Origin of the sequence: Acinetobacter sp. UC24323 (assembly GCF_024151445.1) — a bacterium.
GTDB lineage: Bacteria > Pseudomonadota > Gammaproteobacteria > Pseudomonadales > Moraxellaceae > Acinetobacter > Acinetobacter baumannii.
Genome location: NZ_JAHIBY010000013.1, coordinates 17,528 through 37,393, shown reverse-complemented (window position 1 = coordinate 37,393; position 19,866 = coordinate 17,528). Strand labels below are relative to the sequence as shown.

Annotated in this window: 18 protein-coding genes; 6 read left to right on the top strand and 12 right to left on the bottom strand. The window is 39.6% G+C overall.

The genetic code is table 11. From position 1 onward, the window contains the following. Positions 1 to 8: 8 nt before the first annotated feature. The gene (locus KNQ97_RS16125; protein WP_253612446.1) at positions 9 to 1,214 is read left to right on the top strand and encodes an NAD(P)/FAD-dependent oxidoreductase; all 1,206 of its coding nucleotides are present in this window, start codon (positions 9 to 11) and stop codon (positions 1,212 to 1,214) included. 91 nt (positions 1,215 to 1,305) lie between these two features. Here KNQ97_RS16125 and KNQ97_RS16120 read toward each other — a convergent pair whose 3' ends face one another. Continuing rightward, on the bottom strand, positions 1,306 to 1,998 hold the full coding sequence (locus KNQ97_RS16120) for a type 1 glutamine amidotransferase domain-containing protein (RefSeq protein WP_004841099.1): 693 nt from the start codon (positions 1,996 to 1,998) through the stop codon (positions 1,306 to 1,308). Positions 1,999 to 2,153: 155 nt separating this feature from the next. Between KNQ97_RS16120 and KNQ97_RS16115 the strand changes: the two genes are divergently transcribed. Then, positions 2,154 to 2,570 (top strand): MerR family transcriptional regulator, encoded by a 417-nt coding sequence (locus KNQ97_RS16115; RefSeq protein ID WP_001026795.1) that lies wholly within the window; start codon positions 2,154 to 2,156, stop codon positions 2,568 to 2,570. Between the two features lie 75 nt (positions 2,571 to 2,645). After that, positions 2,646 to 3,452 carry a type 1 glutamine amidotransferase domain-containing protein gene (locus tag KNQ97_RS16110; protein WP_032000616.1) on the top strand — a complete coding sequence of 269 codons (807 nt, stop codon included), beginning with the start codon at positions 2,646 to 2,648 and terminating at the stop codon, positions 3,450 to 3,452. Between the two features lie 61 nt (positions 3,453 to 3,513). Here KNQ97_RS16110 and KNQ97_RS16105 read toward each other — a convergent pair whose 3' ends face one another. From KNQ97_RS16105 to KNQ97_RS16095, 3 genes are all read right to left on the bottom strand, one after another. Continuing rightward, positions 3,514 to 4,581: a trans-acting enoyl reductase family protein gene (locus KNQ97_RS16105; RefSeq protein WP_098714114.1), complete on the bottom strand. Its 1,068-nt coding sequence runs from the start codon at positions 4,579 to 4,581 to the stop codon at positions 3,514 to 3,516. Positions 4,582 to 4,596: 15 nt separating this feature from the next. After that, positions 4,597 to 5,835, bottom strand: a complete 1,239-nt coding sequence (locus KNQ97_RS16100) for an NADH:flavin oxidoreductase/NADH oxidase family protein (protein ID WP_000862286.1) — start codon at positions 5,833 to 5,835, stop codon at positions 4,597 to 4,599. Positions 5,836 to 5,995: 160 nt separating this feature from the next. After that, a complete protein-coding gene (locus KNQ97_RS16095; RefSeq protein ID WP_098714115.1) occupies positions 5,996 to 6,826 on the bottom strand; it encodes an alpha/beta fold hydrolase in 831 nt (276 codons plus the stop codon). Between the two features lie 329 nt (positions 6,827 to 7,155). On the opposite strand from KNQ97_RS16095, the gene KNQ97_RS16090 reads away from it, so the two are divergent. Then, positions 7,156 to 8,052 (top strand): acetoacetate decarboxylase, encoded by an 897-nt coding sequence (locus KNQ97_RS16090; RefSeq protein WP_098714116.1) that lies wholly within the window; start codon positions 7,156 to 7,158, stop codon positions 8,050 to 8,052. Positions 8,053 to 8,181: 129 nt separating this feature from the next. Here KNQ97_RS16090 and KNQ97_RS16085 read toward each other — a convergent pair whose 3' ends face one another. From KNQ97_RS16085 to KNQ97_RS16060, 6 genes are read right to left on the bottom strand one after another with little or no spacing between them, the layout of a single operon-like run. Then, a complete protein-coding gene (locus tag KNQ97_RS16085; protein ID WP_253612445.1) occupies positions 8,182 to 8,799 on the bottom strand; it encodes an NIPSNAP family protein in 618 nt (205 codons plus the stop codon). Continuing rightward, positions 8,796 to 10,532, bottom strand: a complete 1,737-nt coding sequence (locus tag KNQ97_RS16080) for an FAD-dependent oxidoreductase (protein WP_098714118.1) — start codon at positions 10,530 to 10,532, stop codon at positions 8,796 to 8,798. The genes KNQ97_RS16085 and KNQ97_RS16080 overlap by 4 nt, the downstream gene beginning before the upstream one ends. 12 nt (positions 10,533 to 10,544) lie before the next feature. Then, positions 10,545 to 12,320, bottom strand: coding sequence for an FAD-dependent oxidoreductase (locus KNQ97_RS16075; RefSeq protein ID WP_098714119.1), 1,776 nt, complete (start codon positions 12,318 to 12,320; stop codon positions 10,545 to 10,547). A 5-nt stretch (positions 12,321 to 12,325) separates the two neighbouring features. Then, positions 12,326 to 13,153 carry a sugar phosphate isomerase/epimerase gene (locus tag KNQ97_RS16070; RefSeq protein ID WP_058061844.1) on the bottom strand — a complete coding sequence of 276 codons (828 nt, stop codon included), beginning with the start codon at positions 13,151 to 13,153 and terminating at the stop codon, positions 12,326 to 12,328. Further along, on the bottom strand, positions 13,143 to 13,958 hold the full coding sequence (locus KNQ97_RS16065) for a shikimate dehydrogenase (RefSeq protein WP_058061845.1): 816 nt from the start codon (positions 13,956 to 13,958) through the stop codon (positions 13,143 to 13,145). The genes KNQ97_RS16070 and KNQ97_RS16065 overlap by 11 nt, the downstream gene beginning before the upstream one ends. A 37-nt stretch (positions 13,959 to 13,995) precedes the next feature. Continuing rightward, on the bottom strand, positions 13,996 to 15,351 hold the full coding sequence (locus KNQ97_RS16060) for an MFS transporter (RefSeq protein WP_098714121.1): 1,356 nt from the start codon (positions 15,349 to 15,351) through the stop codon (positions 13,996 to 13,998). Positions 15,352 to 15,560: 209 nt separating this feature from the next. Here KNQ97_RS16060 and KNQ97_RS16055 point away from each other — a divergent pair, with 209 nt between their 5' ends. Beyond that, positions 15,561 to 16,331 (top strand): IclR family transcriptional regulator, encoded by a 771-nt coding sequence (locus tag KNQ97_RS16055; RefSeq protein WP_005305821.1) that lies wholly within the window; start codon positions 15,561 to 15,563, stop codon positions 16,329 to 16,331. Positions 16,332 to 16,420: 89 nt separating this feature from the next. Here KNQ97_RS16055 and KNQ97_RS16050 read toward each other — a convergent pair whose 3' ends face one another. After that, positions 16,421 to 17,629: an MFS transporter gene (locus tag KNQ97_RS16050; protein ID WP_098714122.1), complete on the bottom strand. Its 1,209-nt coding sequence runs from the start codon at positions 17,627 to 17,629 to the stop codon at positions 16,421 to 16,423. A 101-nt stretch (positions 17,630 to 17,730) separates the two neighbouring features. Between KNQ97_RS16050 and KNQ97_RS16045 the strand changes: the two genes are divergently transcribed. Beyond that, on the top strand, positions 17,731 to 18,348 hold the full coding sequence (locus KNQ97_RS16045; protein ID WP_005305827.1) for a TetR/AcrR family transcriptional regulator: 618 nt from the start codon (positions 17,731 to 17,733) through the stop codon (positions 18,346 to 18,348). A gap of 38 nt (positions 18,349 to 18,386) precedes the next feature. On the opposite strand, the gene KNQ97_RS16040 is transcribed toward KNQ97_RS16045, so the two are convergent. Then, positions 18,387 to 19,721 carry a carbohydrate porin gene (locus tag KNQ97_RS16040; RefSeq protein ID WP_252357164.1) on the bottom strand — a complete coding sequence of 445 codons (1,335 nt, stop codon included), beginning with the start codon at positions 19,719 to 19,721 and terminating at the stop codon, positions 18,387 to 18,389. Between the last annotated feature and the right edge of the window lie 145 nt (positions 19,722 to 19,866).

The window sequence follows — 19,866 nt, the reverse complement described above, 5'->3', positions numbered from 1 at the left end:
ATAATCCAATGAGTAAGCGTATTATTATTGCTGGTTCTGGCTTTGCAGGTTTATGGGCTGCACTCGCTGCACAAAGAGCAATTCATTTAGCATCACAAGAACAAAACATTGAAGTGATGATGGTTTCCCCTAGTCCAAATGTCGGGATTCGTCCTCGTCTTTATGAGGCCGTGCTTAAAAACATGAACCCTGATATTTCAGAGTTATTAAGTGTGGTGGGAGTTAAATTTCTGGCAGGTTGGGTAAATAAAATTGACTCAAACCAACAGACTATCGAAGTTGCAACCACCGATGGTAACAAACAAAATTTAAGCTATGACCGTTTTGTTCTGGCAACCGGAAGTACGACTTTTATGCCACCTATACCGGGTCTAAAAGAATATGCATTTAGCGTAAATACATTAGAAGATGCTGAAAAACTAGATCATCATCTTAAAAACTTAGCCACTAAACCTGCAAATGCAGCACGTAATACTGTAGTTGTTGCTGGTGGTGGTCTTACGGGCTTAGAAACTGTGACCGAAATGCCTGAACGTTTGCGTAGCATTTTAGGTGAAACTGATGTCCGTGTGGTTTTGGTTGATTCCTCAACAGAAATTGGTGCAGCAATGGGCGACCAAGCTGCTACTGTTATTCGAGAGGCCCTTAACGAACTCGGTGTTGAAGGTAAAGCTGGGCTAAGAGTTAATGCGCTAGATGCCACTGGCGTAACGCTTTCTAACGGCGAAAAAATTGAAACAGAGACCGTGATTTGGACTGCCGGTATGCGAGCCAACCCACTCACCTCTCAAATTGCTGGTGAAAAAGATAATTTAGGCCGTTTGATTGGGGATGCTTATTTACATGCACCCGAAGCAAAAAACATTTTTGTGACTGGCGATACTGTAAAAGTTCCAACCGATGATTTAGGCAATTTTAATGTGATGTCGTGTCAGCATGCTATGAGCTTAGGCCGTGTGGCGGGTTATAACGCTGCGGCAGAATTGGTTGATTTACCACTTCATCCATACAGCCAACCAAAGTATGTGACGTGTGTTGACTTGGGTCCTTGGGGTGCACTTTATACCGAAGGTTGGGATCGACAAGTTCAATTTGTGCGTGAAGAAGCGAAAAAAATTAAACAGGAAATTAATACTGTATGGATTTATCCACCAGTTGCAGACCGTGAAGCAGTTTTTGCAATAGCAAACCCTGATTTTGTGATTGTTCCTTAAGCTTAATTTTTTACACCAATCCATTTATTTAAAACCCTAAAAGCAAGCCCATCGCTGTTTTGCTTTTAGGGTTTATATTTGAATTATTAAATTATGACTTTTCTAGCTCTTCTATTATCGCTAAAGCCGTCTTTTTAGCTGAAAACGGGTTTTGCCCCGTAATTAACTTACCGTCTTGAACCACGTATGGCGCAAAAGGAATAAAAGCCTTTTCATAACGAGCACCATATTCTTTTGCTAACTCTTCGGCATTGTATGGCACTTTTTTTGCCACCCCTGCCAAAACTTCTTCACTCCATGCAAAGCCTGTTAACTTTTTGCCTTTTATAAGTCGTTCACCATTTGAGAGCCTGACATTGAGCAAACCACAGTAGCCATGACAAACACTCGAAACAATACCGCCTTTTTCATAAATATTTTTGGTGATTTCTTGAAGTTCAGGGTTATCTAAAAAATCCCACATCACACCGTGACCACCCGTATAGTAGATCACATCATAATCTTGCCAATTAATATCGGAAGGCTTAAAAGTATTTGCCAGCAGCGTAATAAAAGCTTGATCTTTTTCTCGGTCTTTAACAGATTTATCTGCCACTAAAGGCACAAGCGATTTTGGTTCAATTGGAGTTTTTCCACCATTTGGGCTGACAATATCTTGCACATAACCTTGCTTTTCAAACTCATCATAAGCATGAGTGAGTTCGCCTAACCACAGCCCTGTTGGTTCATCGAAATTCTTATAGCGTGAAACATTGGTCACGACATGTAATATGCGTTTAGACATTTTCTCACCTCATTCTTCATATTTATAATTCTATCTTTTATCTATCACAACATAGAAAGCTGTTACTGAAAGTGTGCGCTTAGTAAAGTTATGAACCTTGCTTTTACATTACTATAAGTCTAAAGTTAACTTTAATGTCAATAGAGTATGTGGCTATGAATATTAGCGAGTTATCAAAACTAAGTGGTTTAAGTACCCCTACAATTCGTTATTATGAGCAAATCAAACTCTTGCCTAAAGCGAAAAGAAAATCGAATGGCTACCGTGAATATACCGATAACGATTTGAAACAACTTTCTTTAATTCAGCAAGCTCAGCAAGTCGGGTTTTCTTTAGCAGAAATTAAATCATTTTTACCGTCAAAGGTAACTACTTGGAACCATGACGCACTCATCCAAACACTTGAATCTAAAATTCAGGAAATAGAGCTTTTAGAACAGAAGCTAAAAGTCAGTAAGCAAAACTTACGTACTATGGTTGAAGCAATTAATAACAAACCCGATGAAATTACCTGTGAAGAAAATGCCGAACGTCTCATGAATCTCTATTACGATAAATCAAAAACTCCCTAATTCCTTAAAGGTATATTGACCTTAAAGTGTGCTTTAAACATACGATTGATTACAGGTGATAAATGAGGACCTGTCATGTTTAAAGTGTGGAACTTTCAACGTTGTTTAAGCATTATTTTTGCCATTCTTTTATCTACAAATGCGGTTTATGCCGCAGGTTCAGATAAAGCTCAAAGCCCTGCAAAAATAAATGGAAAAATTTTAGTCGTCATGACTAATCACTCGGCTTACCCTTCTCGTTCGGATAAAACAGGGCTGTGGTTGACTGAACTCACCCATTTTTATGATGTTGCATCAGCTGCTGGCTATGAAATGGATTTTGTAAGTCCTTTAGGCGGTCAAGTGCCGTTAGATGAGCGTAGTTTAAAGTCTATTTACTTAGACAAATCCGCTCGTCAGCATTTAGCTGACCCAGCATTTATGCAGAAGTTGAAAACGACATTGGCTCCGAACACGATTAATCCTACCCAGTACAAAGCCATTTACTATACGGGTGGACACGGTACCATGTGGGATTTCCCAAACAATAAAGCTTTGCAAAACATTAGCGAACAGATCTATCGCCAAGGTGGGGTTGTTTCAGCGGTCTGTCATGGCGTAGGTGGTTTATTACCTCTACAGAATGAAAATGGTAAACCACTAATTGCGGGTAGAACTGTTACTGGTTTTGCAAATATTGAAGAAACTTTATCTGGTATTAAGTCTCAAGTTCCATTTTCTTTACAAAACGGACTCATTGAACGTGGAGCAAACTACAAACAAGCATTTATTCCGTTTACCTCATATGTGGTTTCAGACGACAGAATTATTACTGGACAAAACCCTCAGTCGAGTAAAGAAATTGCAGAAGCAGTCGTTAAGCGTTTAAGTACCATTCAATAAATTAATAAAATATTCATATTAAAAAGCCAATTACAGATTAACTCTCTAATTGGCTTTTCTTTTAAGTAATAAGCAGCGGACCAGAACCCGGCAGCTCGGTCACTAGCTTATAACCCATCAGTTTTGCTGGTGTATATGTACCGCCCTTAACGGTGTTTTTGAGTAAATAATTCACCACAGTCAGTGAGCCATTTACGGTAAGGCTATAAGCGTTTTCCGTTTGGATACGGGCGGTTTTTATTTCCCCACGTGAATTTCTTGCTTCTCCCCAAACATAGGTGGGTACTTTCGTGCGGAGTTCCTCATTTGGTCCAACAACCGTTTTTTCAATACATGATTTAATAAACTTTTGCACGGCATTGAGTTTTAATACAGGGCGGAAGCAGTTCATCATTTTCGCACCAAAAATCATTTTGGGAGGTGCAGGAACAAATACTTCAATGTTTGGAATACCCGTTGTATAAAACGCTGTAGATACATCTCCCCACGGAACGCTCATAGCACTTTTTTTACCATCACCGAAATCGATAGTACGGACATAATGTGCTAATGGAACAGTGGTAATTTTTCCGTTTTTACGAATTTTGCCGCCTTCGGCCATACCTTCTGTACTTGTTTTTGCCGTACCCGGTGAAAGCCCTGTTTTTGAATCAAAACCAAGCGCCAAATGGGTCGCATCTGGCAGAGCTTCTTTCAGTGCAGCGGCAACACAATCTGTCGGAATCACGTCAAAACCAACACCTGGACAAAGCACAACATCGGCTTTTTCGGCTTGGCTGTTAAGTGACTGTGCCAACTCAAATACTGAGATCTCGCCCGTAATATCTAGATAGTGAGCACCGGCCTTTATACAAGCTTCCATCATGGGTTTCGATGTCGCGGAAAATGGCCCTGCACAGTGCATGACCAGTTTAAAGCCTTGGAGTTGCTCACTTACCGCATCCACGTTATCGAGTCCAAAAGCCTTATAACCAAGCCCCAACTCTTGAGCAAGTGCTTCAACCTTAGCTTTGTTACGACCAACCAAAGTTGGTTTTAGATCTTGGCGTACAGCTTCACGAGCGATTAACTCGCCCGTGTAGCCATTTGCTCCATAAATTATCCAGTTTGAATCGTTCACATTTGTCATAACACAACTCACTTATTAAGAAGCAAATGAATAGTCACGCATGCCTTTTTTGTATTGGCGAGTACGGCATGACATAGCTGATTGTTGCAAAATTAAAGCCCAAGCTGGTGAAACATTTGGTTTTGTTTTTTTACCTGCGCTTAAATTACGTAACTGGAATTTGACCACAGCCATATTAGCAAGTGAAGCAAGTGTTTTGTTCTTCCAAGTAATTGGTTTTAACTCAGGAGTAAGATTCTGGCCTTGTTTCCAAGCATTTGGCAAATTAGGTTCAATGGCTAAAGCTGTGGCAATACCGACCATATCTACACCACTTTCAATTACTTTTTCTGCCACTTGTTTACGGCGTATCCCACCTGTCACCATAACAGGCATTTTGGCAACTTTACGAATCTCTTGTGCAAACTCTAAAAAGTAAGCTTCACGGGCAAGTGTACGACCATCACGTGCTTGACCTTGCATTGCAGGCGCTTCATAGCTACCGCCTGAAAGTTCAACCAAATCAACTGCATGCTCATTTAACATTTTAACCACTTGTTGGGCATCTTCAGCGCTAAACCCACCACGTTGGAAATCGGCTGAATTTAGTTTCACTGCAACAGTAAACTGAGGCGAAACCACTTTACGAACAGCTTCAACAATCTCAATTAAAATGCGAGCGCGGTTTTCTAAAGAACCACCCCATTGATCTTGGCGTTTATTGCTCAGTGGAGAAAGAAACTGGCTTAATAAATAACCATGCGCTGCATGAATTTCTACACCTGTAAATCCTGCTTTTTCACCTAAACGCGCCGTGTTTGCAAAACGCTGAATCACCTCTGCAATCATAGATTCCGTCATTTCGATTGGCGTGTTAAAGCGATTTGACATTTTGCCAAGATCAAGTGAAATAGCGGATGGTGCCCACGTCTGCTGACCAAGATTGGCTTGCATTTGGCGACCCGGATGGTTAATTTGAAGCCACATCTGAGCGCCTTTTGAGCGCCCAATTTGTGCCCATTTTTTAAAAGTATCTAGATGCTTTTCATCTTCAAGCACTACGCCGCCCGGTCCAGTCATCGCTCGGCGGTCTACCATTACATTTCCGGTAATAATTAAACCTACGCCACCATTTGCCCAAGCCTGATATAAACGCATTAATTCTTCTGATGGTGCATGGTTTAAATCAGCCATGTTTTCTTCCATTGCTGCTTTAGCAATACGGTTAGGAACATATGAGCCATTTGGGAATACTAATTTTTCGAACACTTTCATTGGAATGACCTCATTCAGTATGGCTTTACTTTAAGGTTAAAGCTAACTTTAATGTCAATACCTTTTATTATTCCTCTCTTTATTACTTTTAATTTCATTGGGTTATAAATAAAAAAGAGGCACTTAATATGCCTCTTTTTTTAGAGTTTAAAGCTTTAAATTATTCGCGAATAAAGGCCAATAAATCAGCATTAATCACTTCATGGTTTACGGTTAACATACCGTGAGAAAAACCTGGGTAGATTTTGAGTTGGCTATTTTGAAGTAACTCAGCAGATTTTACGCCAGAAGTTTTATACGGCACGATCTGGTCGTCGTCACCATGCAACACCAAAACAGGAACCGTGATTTTCTTTAAATCTTCGGTGAAGTCAGTTTGTGAGAATGCCACAATACCATCGTAATGTGCTTTTGCACTGCCCGTCATACCCTGACGCCACCAGTTCGAAATGATACCTTCAGATGGTTTCGCATCAGGGCGGTTAAAACCATAGAATGGACCAGATGGCAGGTCACGGAAAAATTGCGCACGGTTTGTGAGTACTTGATTTTGAAGGTCATCAAAAACTTCTTTTGGTAAACCTTCGGGATTATTTTCAGTTTGAACCATGAGTGGCGGTACTGCACTGACAAGTACAGCTTTTGCAACGTTTTCCTGACCATGACGTGCAATATAGCGGACTACCTCGCCACCACCGGTTGAGTGTCCAATATGAATTGCATTTTTAATGTTCAGATGTTTAACCACTTCTGCAACATCATCTGCATAATGGTCCATATCGTGACCATCCCACACCTGACTTGAACGCCCATGGCCGCGTCTGTCATGAGCCACCACACGGTAGCCTTGTCCTAAAAAGAAAAGTAATTGTGTATCCCAATCATCTGAACTCAAAGGCCAACCGTGATGAAAAAATAAAACTTGGGCATCGCGTGGCCCCCAGTCTTTATAGAAAATGTCTACGCCATCTTTTGTGGTTACATATCCCATCTTTGTACTCCTGCTGAAAATCTGCTTCTAGATTCGTTATAAAGGCTTGAATATTTATCGTAAGATTAAAGTTAGCTTTAAGGTCAATAGCCTCAATCTTATTGTTAAAATAAAATTTATATGAAGACTCTACTGTACTCTGTATCTTTTTAATCTTTAATTGTTTTTTATTTTATTTCTTTTAAATGTCAAAGACTTTACAGCTAGAAATTAAAGTCTTGACTTTAAAGTGAACTTTAACCTTATAGTGCCGACATTGGCTATAAATTAACACGTCTTGATAAAGACAACGGTAGCTACGCGGTCAATTAATGTAAAGGTGAACTCCAATGAATATAAAACAACAATTTACTGAGGTTGAATTTGGACAACAAAAAATCAAAGTACCCAAAGGTGGTTATTATGACCGTTTTAGAATGAATCCCGATTTAGATGAAGTCGCTCAAGACCCTACTGCTGGCAATATCGACTTTTTCCGTCATATTCCTAAAAAATTAGTTGAATCAAGAGTTGGACCTGTTTGGGCACCGAACTTTTATTATCGTAGTGCAAATGTTCAGCTATTAATGCTTGCTCCCATTAAACAGATTAAGGCAAAACTTCCTGATGCTTTAACGCCCTTACAACCATTTTCTGGTTATGGGTTAGTCGCCGTCACTTTTTTCTCTTATTCGGTTTGTGACAATGACCCGTATAACGAGTTGTCGATTGCGATTGTTGTACGTAAACCCAAGGCTCGTGGGCCTCACATCGCAGAGTTAATGAAATCGATGCGTCAACGCCACTTTCATGCACATGTTTTAGCTTTGCCTGTAGATACAGAAATTGCTAGAGTCCGTGGTGTATATGGTTACCAGTTACCAAAATGGTTAACAAAAATTGATATCGGTATTAGTTCAAAAGAGGTTCAAGCCAAAATTTTCGATGTTAATGGAAAATTGGATTTAAGTTTAAAAACTGCTGTTCCTACTTTAAAACGTGTCGATTCTGAAACACATATTAATAAAGCAACCATGCTACATATAGTCGATGGGAAATGGCATCAAACAGATGTTCAATCAAACGTTCTTTCTTTTGCACAAAAGCTTTTTCCAAAGAATGTTCAACTCGAGAAAAATGAGGGGCCTTTAAGTACCTTGCTAAATGAACTAGGTGCGTCAAGAATTCTTCGTTTAGATGTTATTCAAGATGCGCAGGTCGTGCTTAATTTGCCAGTTAAAATTTAGTAATGCTTTATTCAATAAAATTAGAGTAGTTAAACTAGATATATAAACATATTTCATGATTGTATTTTCTACATCTAAAAGCCTACTACCTAAATAGTAGGCTAGTTTTCAATACATTATTACCAAATTTTATTTCAGTGGCGATATTGAAGTTGGTAATGCAATCATTGACTTCATTTCATGAGTTAACCACTGTGGACCACCTTTTGGTGGCCAAATGCCATCTGCCACAGATTTGGCACGAACTTTCGAACGCTCATTCAATGACGCATATGGCCAAATACTTACAATACGAGGTGTGCCATCAAGAGCATACATCGCTATTGTTAATTTTGAGTATTGAGTGCGAGTCGGCACTGCATTTTTCCATGCTTCAAGGACATGAGGGACACCACCATGTTTCAACTCATAAGTACGGATTTCATATACAGGACCAAATTCACCCACCTCAACTTCTGGTAAGAAGTCAAAACTAGCAAAATTTTCTACTGAATATCTAATAATATTTTCAGATGCACCAAACAAGTTTTCTTGTTCTGCTAAACGCGCATTTTCATCATCTAATTCTTGTTGTGAAGCATAGCTGCGTAATACAACAACTTGGTTGAGCTCGCCTATATCAGAGAAAAATACTCCAAGTAGCTTACCCTTAGCTGTCTCAGCTTGGTAAAAACTTTGAATACCTGCTGCAACAGTTGCAGTTGTACCCATTTTGATAGTGATGTTAATCAGTTGATAAAGCTTCATGCGGTTCTCCGTGGTTGTGTCATTTGTGTAGGTTGTTCAGTCACTTGTTTATTTAGTTTTCCTGCGGCAAATTGAGCAATTCGCCAAGCAAATACCATCCCTGGCCCTAGTGTTGTTCCTGGGCCTGGATATGTTCCTTTAAAAATTGAAGACAGGTCATTACCGCAGGCAAATAGTCCAGTAATCACTTGATTATTCTGATCAAGCACTCGACCATAAATGTCGCCAGCTAATCCACCACTACTCGCACAGTCCATTGGAATAACAGGTAAAGCGTAAAAAGGACCTTGCTCAAGTTTGCCCAGACATGGATTAGGTTTGACTTCAGGATCTCCATTAAACCGATTCATCACACCACTTCCTTTACCAAAATCGGTGTCTACACCTTGTTCAACGAGGTGATTAAAACGTTGGACTGTATTCACCAATCCATGAGCGTTAATCCCAACCTTTTGGGCAAGCTCTTCTAGTGAGTTTGCAGAGAATAAATATTTTGCTTTGAGGTAGTAATCGAGTTTTTTTGCGCCTGGCAAAACAAAACCTAACCCATATTTTTGAATCGCAGTTTGGTCGCAAATCAGGTAAGACTGAATTTTTGGTTTACCTTGATTTGTTTTAAGCTGAGCCATACAAAAGTCGTGGTACGAATCCGACTCATTGACAAAACGGTTACCATCGTCATTGACAGCTATTACACCTGGTTTGGCCCGGTCTAAAATAATGTGTGGCCAAATAGCTTTATAACCGTTGGCATGAACATGGATGGAGCATGGGAAATACAGCACACTGCTATCCACAGATAGGTCAAGTTTTGCACCTTTTTCCATAGCTTTACTAAGCCCATCGCCCGTGTTTGAGTAAGGTGAAAGTGAGTCTGCGATTAAACCTTTTGGGAACAATTGTTGACGTAACTTTATATTCCACCCCACACCACCAGTAGCTAAAACTACACCCTTTCTGGCACGAACGACTTTTACGCCTTGTTCGGTTTCAATTTTGGCTCCCACCACTTTGCCTTTTTCGATCAGTAGCTCTTGCAGTGGTGCATTGAGCCAAACAGGAACATGTTTTTGTTTAAGGTTATAAAATAAGCTACCTACCAAAGCATTACCCATAACAAGCCGTGTACCCCGATTAAAGCGTAGACGTGACAGAAAATAAGGCACCACAACTTTTAAGGTAGTCATAAAGTTCTGAAAGCTTTGTAAAGGATTTAACAATGCATTTAATTCAGTACGATTGACCATCATGCCTCCTAAGCCCATAAATTCCGCTCGTGGAGGACGTACATATTTAAAGTCAGCACCTAAAATACTTGCATCAAACTCAGCAGGCGCAAGTGCACGACCACCAAATGCTTCACCTGGTTGATTTTTGACATAGTCTGGGTGTGCTAAACAAGCGTTAAGCTTAACTGTAGTTTTCTCATCTAAATCACGGACCATATCCGCACATGAAGCTAGAAATGCTTCACGAAGTTCTTCACCACCACGTTCACCAACGACAGATTTAAGAAAAATTCGAGCTTGCTCAATATCATCAGGAACACCTGCTTGAACACTTAAATGTGAGCCTGGTGCCCAAATGGTTCCACCTGATGTTGCTGAAGTGCCACCTACTTGTGGAGCCTTTTCGCAAAGTAAGACATCTAATCCATTAAGCTTGGCAAAAAGTGCTGCGGACATGCCTGCTGCCCCACCGCCAATAACCAATAAATCAACTTCTTTATCCATGTTCAATCCTCCTTAGTCTTGCTTATGTGGCATGAACGCTACTGTTTCAGTTCTAGCTTGTTCAGCAATTTTTTTTGCAGCAAGATAACCAAATGTCATGGCTGGACCCAAGGTAATTCCACCACTTGGATATTGACCACCCATGATGCTATTGAGATCATTTCCAGCCGCAAATAATCCATTAATTGGTTGCCCTGCTTTATTTAGAACTTGGGCATATTCATCTGTAACCAATCCTGCAAATGTCCCTAAACTTCCTGGCACCACCTCAACTGCATAAAATGGTCCATTTTCAATCGGGGCAATACATGGATTCGGATGATGATCGGCATCACCCTGTGCTTTTTGATAAGGAGTAGTACCACGTTGAAACTCGGGGTCTTGGCCTAAATAGGCATATTGGTTGTACTGCTCTACTGTTTTTAAAAAATGAACTGGATCTATACCGCATGCCACAGCCAGCTCTTGAATAGTGTGTCCTTGTTTTAAGTAACCATTGTCTAGCCAAGGCTTTAGAGAAATTGGAAAAGGTTTAACAGCGCCTAAGCCGTAACGGCGAATGAACTTGTGATCGCAAATCAACCAGCAATGTGCTTGTTTGCCTTGCGATGTATGTTTGAATAAATCTTTAATAAATGCAGGATAGGAATCACCTTCATTCGTGAACCGACAGCCATTTTTTAAAACAGCAATTAACCCTGGTTTGCCTCGCTCAACCAAATGTGGAAAACGACCTAAAGTTCCATCTAAACGCGGAATTAATGAAACAGGTGCCCATGCGCCAGACCAAGGCAAAGTTTGATCAACAGTTGCTCCAATTGCTTCTGCTGCAATTAAGCCATCACCTATATTTGTTTCAGGAGCAGCTGAATGATGAGGAGTTCCTTCACTCACATGTTTGAATAAAGCTTGTTTACGTTTTTCATCATGCGGAAAACCACCAGTCGCTAATACCACGCCATGTTTTGCTATTATCTTGACGATGCCAGCTGGTGTTTTAAATAATGCTCCAATCACTCGACCATTTTCTTCAACTAATTTAGTCATGGCATGATTTGCTAATAGTTGTACTTTGTAATCAAATGCAGATTTGAGTAAGCGAGCCACCAAAGCATTACCATTCACAATTTGAGTAGAGCGTTTTCTAAAAATCAGGTCAAGGAAATGGCGTAATACGCGTTTGGTCGCATAGATAAAGGATGGAATTGCATTAAAAGTATTAATGAAATGCTTCATATCTGCGCCAGAAGCGATACCCATTCCCCAAAGCGTAGTTTCAGGAATTGGCGGACGTAGGATATTTAGTTTCTGACCAAGTAAACGGCCATCGTAAGGTGCGGCAACAATCGAACGCCACCCAACCCTAGCACCTTCAATATTGAAAAAGTCAGGTACTGCGGTACCAATATTAAATTTAACCTCAGTTTTGGCTTCGAAAAATTCCACCATTTTGGGTGCTTGAGTTAAATAAGTATGAATCTTTGTCTCATCATACTTTTCACCCAAAATATTTTTTAAATATAGCTTAGGTATCTCAATTGGTTCGGCTTTTCCTTCACGTACGGCATGAGGTGTATTAGGAATCCATAACCACCCTCCCGATACAGCAGTAGTTCCACCAAATACGGATGCTTTCTCTGCGACAATGACCTTTAATCCTTCATATGCTGCGGTCACGGCGCTTGAAAGCCCACCTGCACCTGAGCCAATGACTAAAACATCACATTCGTAGCATTCACGAATTGGCATCGGAATCATCTGAAATAGTTGTTGGGTTTTTGCGTTCATACTTATTACCCCGTAACCGTGCCCAACTGAGCGAGCGCAACGAGCTGCTTCATTGCTTGTAAATTAACTTCAGCGCGTTCGAGAGCTGGACGTTCAGCTAGTACTAAATTGGGGACTTCTGCAGCTAACATAATTTCTTTAGGTAAAGCACGAATTAAGCCTACAAGATCAATTTCGCCTTGCCCTGGCACTAATCGATTAGAACGTGCAATCTTAATTAAGCCTTTGTCGCTCGGATCATATTCAGCAAAACCATCGCAAAGCTGAACATAGTTCAATTGCTTTGGATTAAGTGCTTTGATCTGCTCAAGTGTTGAATCTGATCGGTCAAAATGTAATGCATCAATTAAAATGGCCGCATTTTCTTGCCCTGATTGATTGACGATATATTCAGCCTGCGCCAAATTTTTCACATTGGTCCACGGCATGAACTCTAGGTCACAACTCAAGCCAAACGGTTTACTTAACTCACAAAATTGTGCGAAGTGATGTATTTGTCTTGACTGGTCAGGATCATTTCCTGCAACTAAAATATGCCTAGCACCGAGTTGCTCAGCGGTACTTAAAAACTGCAAATATTTATTTGGTTCAAAGTCAGAAGTAATTCGTACAATTTCAACATCAGCAATACGAACACCTGTGTCATCCAAAGCAGCCCTTGTTTCCTTAATTAGCTTGCTATCATTTAAAATTGGATAATCTACTTCATTAGGTGCTGCTGGCAGCAGGCGTAAGCCCACTGCTGCATAACCACACTTTGCTGCAATTTTGACTGCTTCTACAGGACTCACATCTGCAACTGTCAAAAATGAAAGTGAATATTCACGCGACATCTTGTTGCTCCTGCTCTTTCTCAAGTAAATAAGCAATCATTAGGTCACGAACCTCAATAAACATGTCCGTTCCTTTGACTGCGTTACATCCCAAAGTCGACGCATGCTGAATAAATGGCGTGTTTTCAGGACTAGTCACCACATCTGCAACCGACATTTGTGCAGTTATTTTTTCTAATTGAAAAGCTGCTGAAGGATCACCATTCATTCCCATAGGTGTCGCATTGACCACAATGTCAAATCCTGTTGGATCATTGTTATGTACAACAACTTTTCCTTTACCTAGCTGTTGAAGTTGTTCAACTAGTTGTTGTTGTCGCGTTTGATCTACATCAAAAATTGCTAACTCCGCTACCTCAGCAAGAAGTAATTCATAAGCAATCGCTTTACCTGCTCCACCCGCTCCCGCCAAAATGGCACGTTTATCTTTTAACTCGATTAACTTATTTCGTATCGCTTGTACCATGCCTTTACCATCAAGCATGTCTCCTTCCCACCCTTCTTTACAGCGGCGAATCGTATTTACCGCCCCAATAAACTGTGCACGTGAAGTTAATTTTTGGCAGCAATTCAAAGCCGAAATTTTATGAGGCACCGTGACAATCAAGCCGTCACTATTATTTAAATACAAATTTTGCTGAACAAAATTTGGGAAGTGTTCTGGTGCTACATCAGCAGGTATAACAATCGCATTTAAATCCTTTTTAAGCAGCTCCATCGTTACACCCTCAGGTGATTTGACCTGTACAATCGGATGTCCGACCACAAAATAAAGACGAGTTGATCCATTCAATTGAATATCCATTATTCAATCTCCTTAAAAATCGATGAGTTAGAAAATTTTAGATTTGAACTTTTTTAAGTTCGTGCTGACGTATCTTTGTTGGCGAATAAACCAGTTTCATAATGATTAATGCTGCGACCATACCCGCGGTTGGTAAGCAAAGCACAAGGAAAATTTTGCTCGTTGCCCAACCTAGGCTTAAAAAATATGCTCCGGCAAATGCGCTACCCACTGCTCCTAATCGGCCTATCCCATGCATCCAACTGTTGCCGGTCGCGCGAGCAAAAACTGGGTAAAATGAACTGGAAACACTGTTAAGACCTGCATTCGCACCATTCATCCACATACCGATGAAGAAACACATCATGCTATACATTACAAAGTTATGACCCACTGCACCTAGAAAGAACATGAAGCCAATCGCTAAAAGATATGCAATCACTAATCCAAGGTGTGGATTCAACTTGTCCATCAAATAACCGCATGCTATACAACCTACTGGGCCCCCTAGCTGATAAATCGCAGTGATAATTGAAGCTTCACTAATGCTGAAACCAAATTCATGGCTCATCATTGGTAACCAACTTCCAAGTAAATACACTACAAACAAACCAGATGCGTAGCTCCACCAGAGCAAAAAGCTGCCTAAGAAATAAAAAGGACTCAGAACTGCTTTTATTGGATTATCAACCGTATTGGTTTTTGCTTTAGGTAAAACGAAAACAGTGTTAGCTGTATCAAAATCTGGTGCCATTTTATGGATAATGGCATCAATCTCTGCTTTTGGATGTTCCTTCAGGACTTTATAACCAATAGATTCAGGTAATTTAAATACTGCGATAACGGCTAGAACAAGTGGTAGGACTCCACCAATAATCATCATGGCATGCCAGTTAAAATGTGGAATCACCCAAGCAGCCAAAAAACCTCCAATAGCAGCACCAATTGTGAATCCACTTAGAATGATGGTAACCATGCGACCATTCATTCTCATAGGAGAGTAATCCGTTACCAACGTAACAGCTTGCGGCATTACCCCTCCCATAAATAAACCAGCAATAAAACGGAACATCATCAGTTCTGTCACATTGCTAGAAACTGCTGCACATAAAGTAAATACACCAAAACCAATTAAGTTAATAATAAGTAGTTTTTTACGTCCAAACTTGTCTGCTAAAGGTCCTGAAATCACTGCGCCTACAGCTAAACCAATTAATGCTGCACTCATTACGGGTGCAAGATCATTTGTAGTAATTCCCCATTGCTGCTTAATGACGGGAGCCACAAATCCCATGATTGATATATCAATACCATCAACAACGACAATCATTAAACATAAAAAGATAACTAGTTTTTGTATTGGAGATATGCGATTTTCATCAATAAACTCCCTTAAATTTACCTGTTGAGTCATACACTTACTCCATTAGTGTGTATCAGCAAATATGCGTTTTCCATCGCTTATTCAGTTTTGCTCCCTACTTATTCTCAAAAGCTGAATAATTAGGAAACTCCTTATCTGAATGATTCATCTGTACGGCATTTGAGATAGAATCTAAAACAACTATAATCTGTTTTTAATTTTTTTGGAACACTGTTCCAGAAAATAATATTAGGATTTTTATGCTCAGCAATACCGATCGTTCTTTGCTCATCCTCGAAGCACTATTAAAAGAAGTGGATGGATGTGCACTTAGCCAGCTTTCTGTTGATCTTGATATCCCAAAGTCTGCAATGCATCGCATTCTGACTGCGATGAAAGACATGGGATATATCTATCAAGATGAAATCACCCAACACTACAAGCTCACTCTTAAAATTGCCTCAATGGGTTTAAGTTTTCTGTCTTCACGCTCGATTACCGAAACATTTCAACCCTATCTTGATGAACTTGCAGAAACCTCTTCTGAACTGGTTCGCCTCGGTTTAATCGAAGACGAAAAAATTATCTGGATTGGTAAGGCTCAAGGAGCCAAATCAGGTCTAAAATATGATCCTGACTCAGGCAACGTGGCCTATTTACCCGCTTCAGCTTGTGGTTTAGCGTATTTATCTACCCTTGATCAAAATGACTTTTCACGAATTGTGGAGCGTGAAGGTTTCGATAAAGCCAAAAACTTTGGACCAAACTCACCAAAAGACCTTACAGAACTAGAGCAAATGATTAAGGCTTCTAGAGAGCGAGGTTATGGTGTGATTAGTGACACCTATGAGCTAGGCATGTCTGCTATGGCTAAAATCATTCTCAATCCACAGACAGGCCAACCTTTCGGTACAGTCAGTATTGCAGGGCCTTCTGTACGTTTAAGTCCTAAACGTATTGAAGAGTTAGCACCAGCACTCATGGCAACTTCTGAAAAAATTGCATCCATCATCAATTTAATCCATATCTAATTTTTAGCTTCTAAGGCAATCAAAATCATATTTCGATTGCCTAGACTCCTTTTAAAAACATTTTTCAAGCTCCAAAAACTGAGCAATCATTATTTATGACAAGCTAATATAGGCCCCACCTTAAATTTAAGTTGATGCATCAACCAAACGATAGTCACCATTAATAATGCTGCAGTCAGCCCTAATGTGATGATCACTCCGAAATATTCAATAAAATAACTGGAAAGGATGACAGGCCAGATCGTACCTTGATAAGCAATAAACAAATAACTAGAAAAGATCAGCGGATTTTTTTCCCGATCCATCATATTGCCAATAAAGTGGTAGACAGCACTTAGGGTAAAACCATGTCCCATACCCGTCAGTAAAATACTGATCAATAAAAACCAAACTATGTGTTCGATTTCTGCAATCACCAAACTAATGGTTCCAAGCAATAAAGCGAATAGTCCTGCATACAACACATGCAATTCTTTAAAAGATTTACAAAATAATTGACTCAGCACTGACACAAATAAAATGATTGAAATTGATACACCGGTTAAGGTGGCTGATGATTTAATGGGTAATTCTTTAATAAAAGTCCCGGCCAAAGCTGCATATAAGCTGAAGGCCCCGAAACTACAAAGTGCAGCCACACTACAGACCCAGAAAATTTTACGTGAAGCCATCTGTGGTAATGCTAAACCTTGTAACTTTAATAACTCATTTAACTGATATTTCTTCTCAATTTTAAATCTGGGTTTGACCCAAAACACACTGATAAATATTAGAAGTGAAAAAAAGATAATAATCCAATAAGGATCAGCCAAAGGTCGCACAGTATGATCAGCTAATACACCACCGACCAAAGGTCCCAAACCAAAACCCAAAACAGTAATTATAGAAGTAAGCTTTTCAGCTAATGCCTTATTACGAAACGGATATTGGTCTTTGAGTCCTACCATTGCAGCGGTGGTAATAAGTCCTGAAGCAATTCCTATCAGAAACCTTGAAAAGCCCAGTAACCAAACAGAACTTGCCAATGCAGACAACACTAAACCTAAAATGGTTAAAGCCAAACTGACCAAAATCACATTTTTATAGTGATAAATTGCATTGAGTTTATTTAAAAACAGGAGTGAAAAAACTACGCCTAACATATAGGAAATAAAGATATAGCCTATTTGAGATGTTGAAACGCCCCACTGTTGTTCATAGATTGCATATAGAGGACTTGCTAAAGCTGTGCTTAAAGCAGCAAGGCATAGTGCAAAACTAATAATACAATATTGAACACTGGACTTTGGTGCCTGCATAATTCAACCAAAAGTGACTTTTAAGTCGATTTTAATTCGAATATGACCCGCAGGTCAATTTATGTTAAAATAATATTGTTAACAATGAAATCTAGTTCAACATGACGAAATCTAAAACACGCGGCCCAAGCCTAGAAAAGACGCAAGAAACTAAAAAGAAAATTATTGACTCTGCTCTACAACATTTTATTGAAGTGGGTTTTGCAAGAGCAAAAATTTCAGATATTGCTAAACATGCTGAATTAGGCAAAGGTACAATTTATTCTTATTTTGAAACTAAAGATCAGTTATTTGAAGCAGTCATTGATGCTCTCATCAACGATTCATTTCGCCCTATTCGCGCCTCTGAAATCACTCAAAATGAAACCGTTTACGAGTTCATTTGCAAAAAGATTATTCCCAGTGTTTTAACGCTTGAAACGACTGGTCGTGCGGATATGGCACTCTTAATTTTACGTGAAGGAAATAATTTTCCGCATATTCGTCAAACTTACGTGAATAAGATTTTTTTACCTATTCAGTATGAGCTTGAGCAATTAACCAGTTTAGCGATTCAACGTGGAGAATTATCAGCCACGATTTCCCCACAGCAATTTGCATTGCTTATTGTGAGTCCTATGTGGATGGGTATGATTCACAATGGTATCCTGAATCCCAATGAAGTTTTATCACTTGAAACGCTTTTTCAAGAAAATCTAAAAATCTTGTTTGGAAAATAAAAAGACAAACCTCTGTTTGCCTTTTTACTCATACATATTTAAAAATTAAGCTTCATGGTCATACCTGCGACCCAAGCATCATCCACCTGTTTTACACCGCCAGGTTGATGCACATATTGAATATTTGGTCGTAAAGCAATACTAGGTGACCATTGAAAGTTATAGTTCAATTCAATATTCAATTCGTCATGCTGAATCGGTGTATATTTCGGATCCGCATAGTCAGCTTCGGTTAATCCCAGCAATTGATTAGATGCATTTTGGCGTTCTCGGACACGATCATTCACATCAAAACGTGCCAGACCTAAACCAATAGTATCATTTGGTCGATGCTCGAATATGCCCTTATACCAAAGCGCTAGTTGCTGTGTGCTTTCAACAACAGTTGTAGATTTATCATTAAAAGTAAAGTTTGCTGAAATAAATAAACCACGCTTAGGGTCGTCCGCAGGCGCAAAAACCTGTTGTTGCGCATTAAGCCAAACACTATGCTTATTGTTTTGCCATTTCCGATCTGCTGCATTTGGCTCAATATTACCTTTTTCATCTGTACTAACATTACGTGCATCTGCCGTTGACAAAAATGCACCGACTTTATATTCACCACTTAAGCCATCGAAAAATGCTAGATTGGGTTTCCACGATAGTTCCGCAGGAATTAAAATACCTTTGCGTTGATCCATATCCAAATTAAAACCATGTTGCTCTAAAGCGTTTTCAGGATTGACCTCATAAATCCCTGTTCCAAACCAGAGTGATGGTAAAAATTGATATTTGGCGTTAATTCCCCATTGGCTTACAGAGCTATTGAACCAAATATCTCCTACTGTTTTACCTAACTGACCTCCGCATAACATTAAGTTTTGAAACTCACAATGCGATGCATTAAAATCATCTGAAAGCCCCATACGACCTACCTTAATTTGTAGATCATTATTCAAAAATCCTTTTTTAATCCATGCACTGGTTAAGCGCCACCATTGTCCACGACCATAAATCTCTTGAGCACTACTAAATTGCGGCGCTCTAGGATCACTAATCCGATCAGTAGAAAGCGGTTGTCCATCTCGTTTCGTTATGCTCAACTGTGCTTGAGTATCTTTCCAACCTGCGATTTTTTCTAAATCTAGACGTGTACCAAATGTCCATTGGTTTGCATTAAATAATCGTGATGAATCGTCATATCCCCCACTCAAATTAACAGCACTTTCATTTTGAAAAGCGGTGGTAAATTGATAACCTTGCTGTTCGAGTTGAGTCCGTTTTCCATTCCAATCGCCCAATATCCATTTTTGATCCTGAGCTAAAGGATCGAAGGCGAATACCGCACTACTTACTAATGTAAAAGTTGAAATCATCGCAAGCGAAGTCATAGAAAATTTCATTAATGCTGTTCCTTAGCACATTGTTTATTATGAACATAAAGCCTTGAATTATTTCAGTTGAATCAACTGCTATACATTTTTTAGGTGCATTTATCCTTACCTGACCAGCATGCTAATCAAGCTAATTCAAAGC

What these genes read in the sequence shown, in the direction of transcription:
- KNQ97_RS16095 (WP_098714115.1), bottom strand. Translation starts at nt 6,826, where the DNA reads ATGGGATATGTAACCACAAAAGATGGCGTAGACATTTTCTATAAAGAC.
- KNQ97_RS16115 (WP_001026795.1), top strand. Translation starts at nt 2,154, where the DNA reads ATGAATATTAGCGAGTTATCAAAACTAAGTGGTTTAAGTACCCCTACA.
- KNQ97_RS16065 (WP_058061845.1), bottom strand. Translation starts at nt 13,958, where the DNA reads ATGGATATTCAATTGAATGGATCAACTCGTCTTTATTTTGTGGTCGGA.
- KNQ97_RS16060 (WP_098714121.1), bottom strand. Translation starts at nt 15,351, where the DNA reads ATGACTCAACAGGTAAATTTAAGGGAGTTTATTGATGAAAATCGCATA.
- KNQ97_RS16100 (WP_000862286.1), bottom strand. Translation starts at nt 5,835, where the DNA reads ATGAAAGTGTTCGAAAAATTAGTATTCCCAAATGGCTCATATGTTCCT.
- KNQ97_RS16050 (WP_098714122.1), bottom strand. Translation starts at nt 17,629, where the DNA reads ATGCAGGCACCAAAGTCCAGTGTTCAATATTGTATTATTAGTTTTGCA.
- KNQ97_RS16090 (WP_098714116.1), top strand. Translation starts at nt 7,156, where the DNA reads ATGAATATAAAACAACAATTTACTGAGGTTGAATTTGGACAACAAAAA.
- KNQ97_RS16055 (WP_005305821.1), top strand. Translation starts at nt 15,561, where the DNA reads ATGCTCAGCAATACCGATCGTTCTTTGCTCATCCTCGAAGCACTATTA.
- KNQ97_RS16120 (WP_004841099.1), bottom strand. Translation starts at nt 1,998, where the DNA reads ATGTCTAAACGCATATTACATGTCGTGACCAATGTTTCACGCTATAAG.
- KNQ97_RS16070 (WP_058061844.1), bottom strand. Translation starts at nt 13,153, where the DNA reads ATGTCGCGTGAATATTCACTTTCATTTTTGACAGTTGCAGATGTGAGT.
- KNQ97_RS16110 (WP_032000616.1), top strand. Translation starts at nt 2,646, where the DNA reads ATGTTTAAAGTGTGGAACTTTCAACGTTGTTTAAGCATTATTTTTGCC.
- KNQ97_RS16105 (WP_098714114.1), bottom strand. Translation starts at nt 4,581, where the DNA reads ATGACAAATGTGAACGATTCAAACTGGATAATTTATGGAGCAAATGGC.
- KNQ97_RS16045 (WP_005305827.1), top strand. Translation starts at nt 17,731, where the DNA reads ATGACGAAATCTAAAACACGCGGCCCAAGCCTAGAAAAGACGCAAGAA.
- KNQ97_RS16085 (WP_253612445.1), bottom strand. Translation starts at nt 8,799, where the DNA reads ATGAAGCTTTATCAACTGATTAACATCACTATCAAAATGGGTACAACT.
- KNQ97_RS16125 (WP_253612446.1), top strand. Translation starts at nt 9, where the DNA reads ATGAGTAAGCGTATTATTATTGCTGGTTCTGGCTTTGCAGGTTTATGG.
- KNQ97_RS16040 (WP_252357164.1), bottom strand. Translation starts at nt 19,721, where the DNA reads ATGACTTCGCTTGCGATGATTTCAACTTTTACATTAGTAAGTAGTGCG.
- KNQ97_RS16080 (WP_098714118.1), bottom strand. Translation starts at nt 10,532, where the DNA reads ATGGATAAAGAAGTTGATTTATTGGTTATTGGCGGTGGGGCAGCAGGC.
- KNQ97_RS16075 (WP_098714119.1), bottom strand. Translation starts at nt 12,320, where the DNA reads ATGAACGCAAAAACCCAACAACTATTTCAGATGATTCCGATGCCAATT.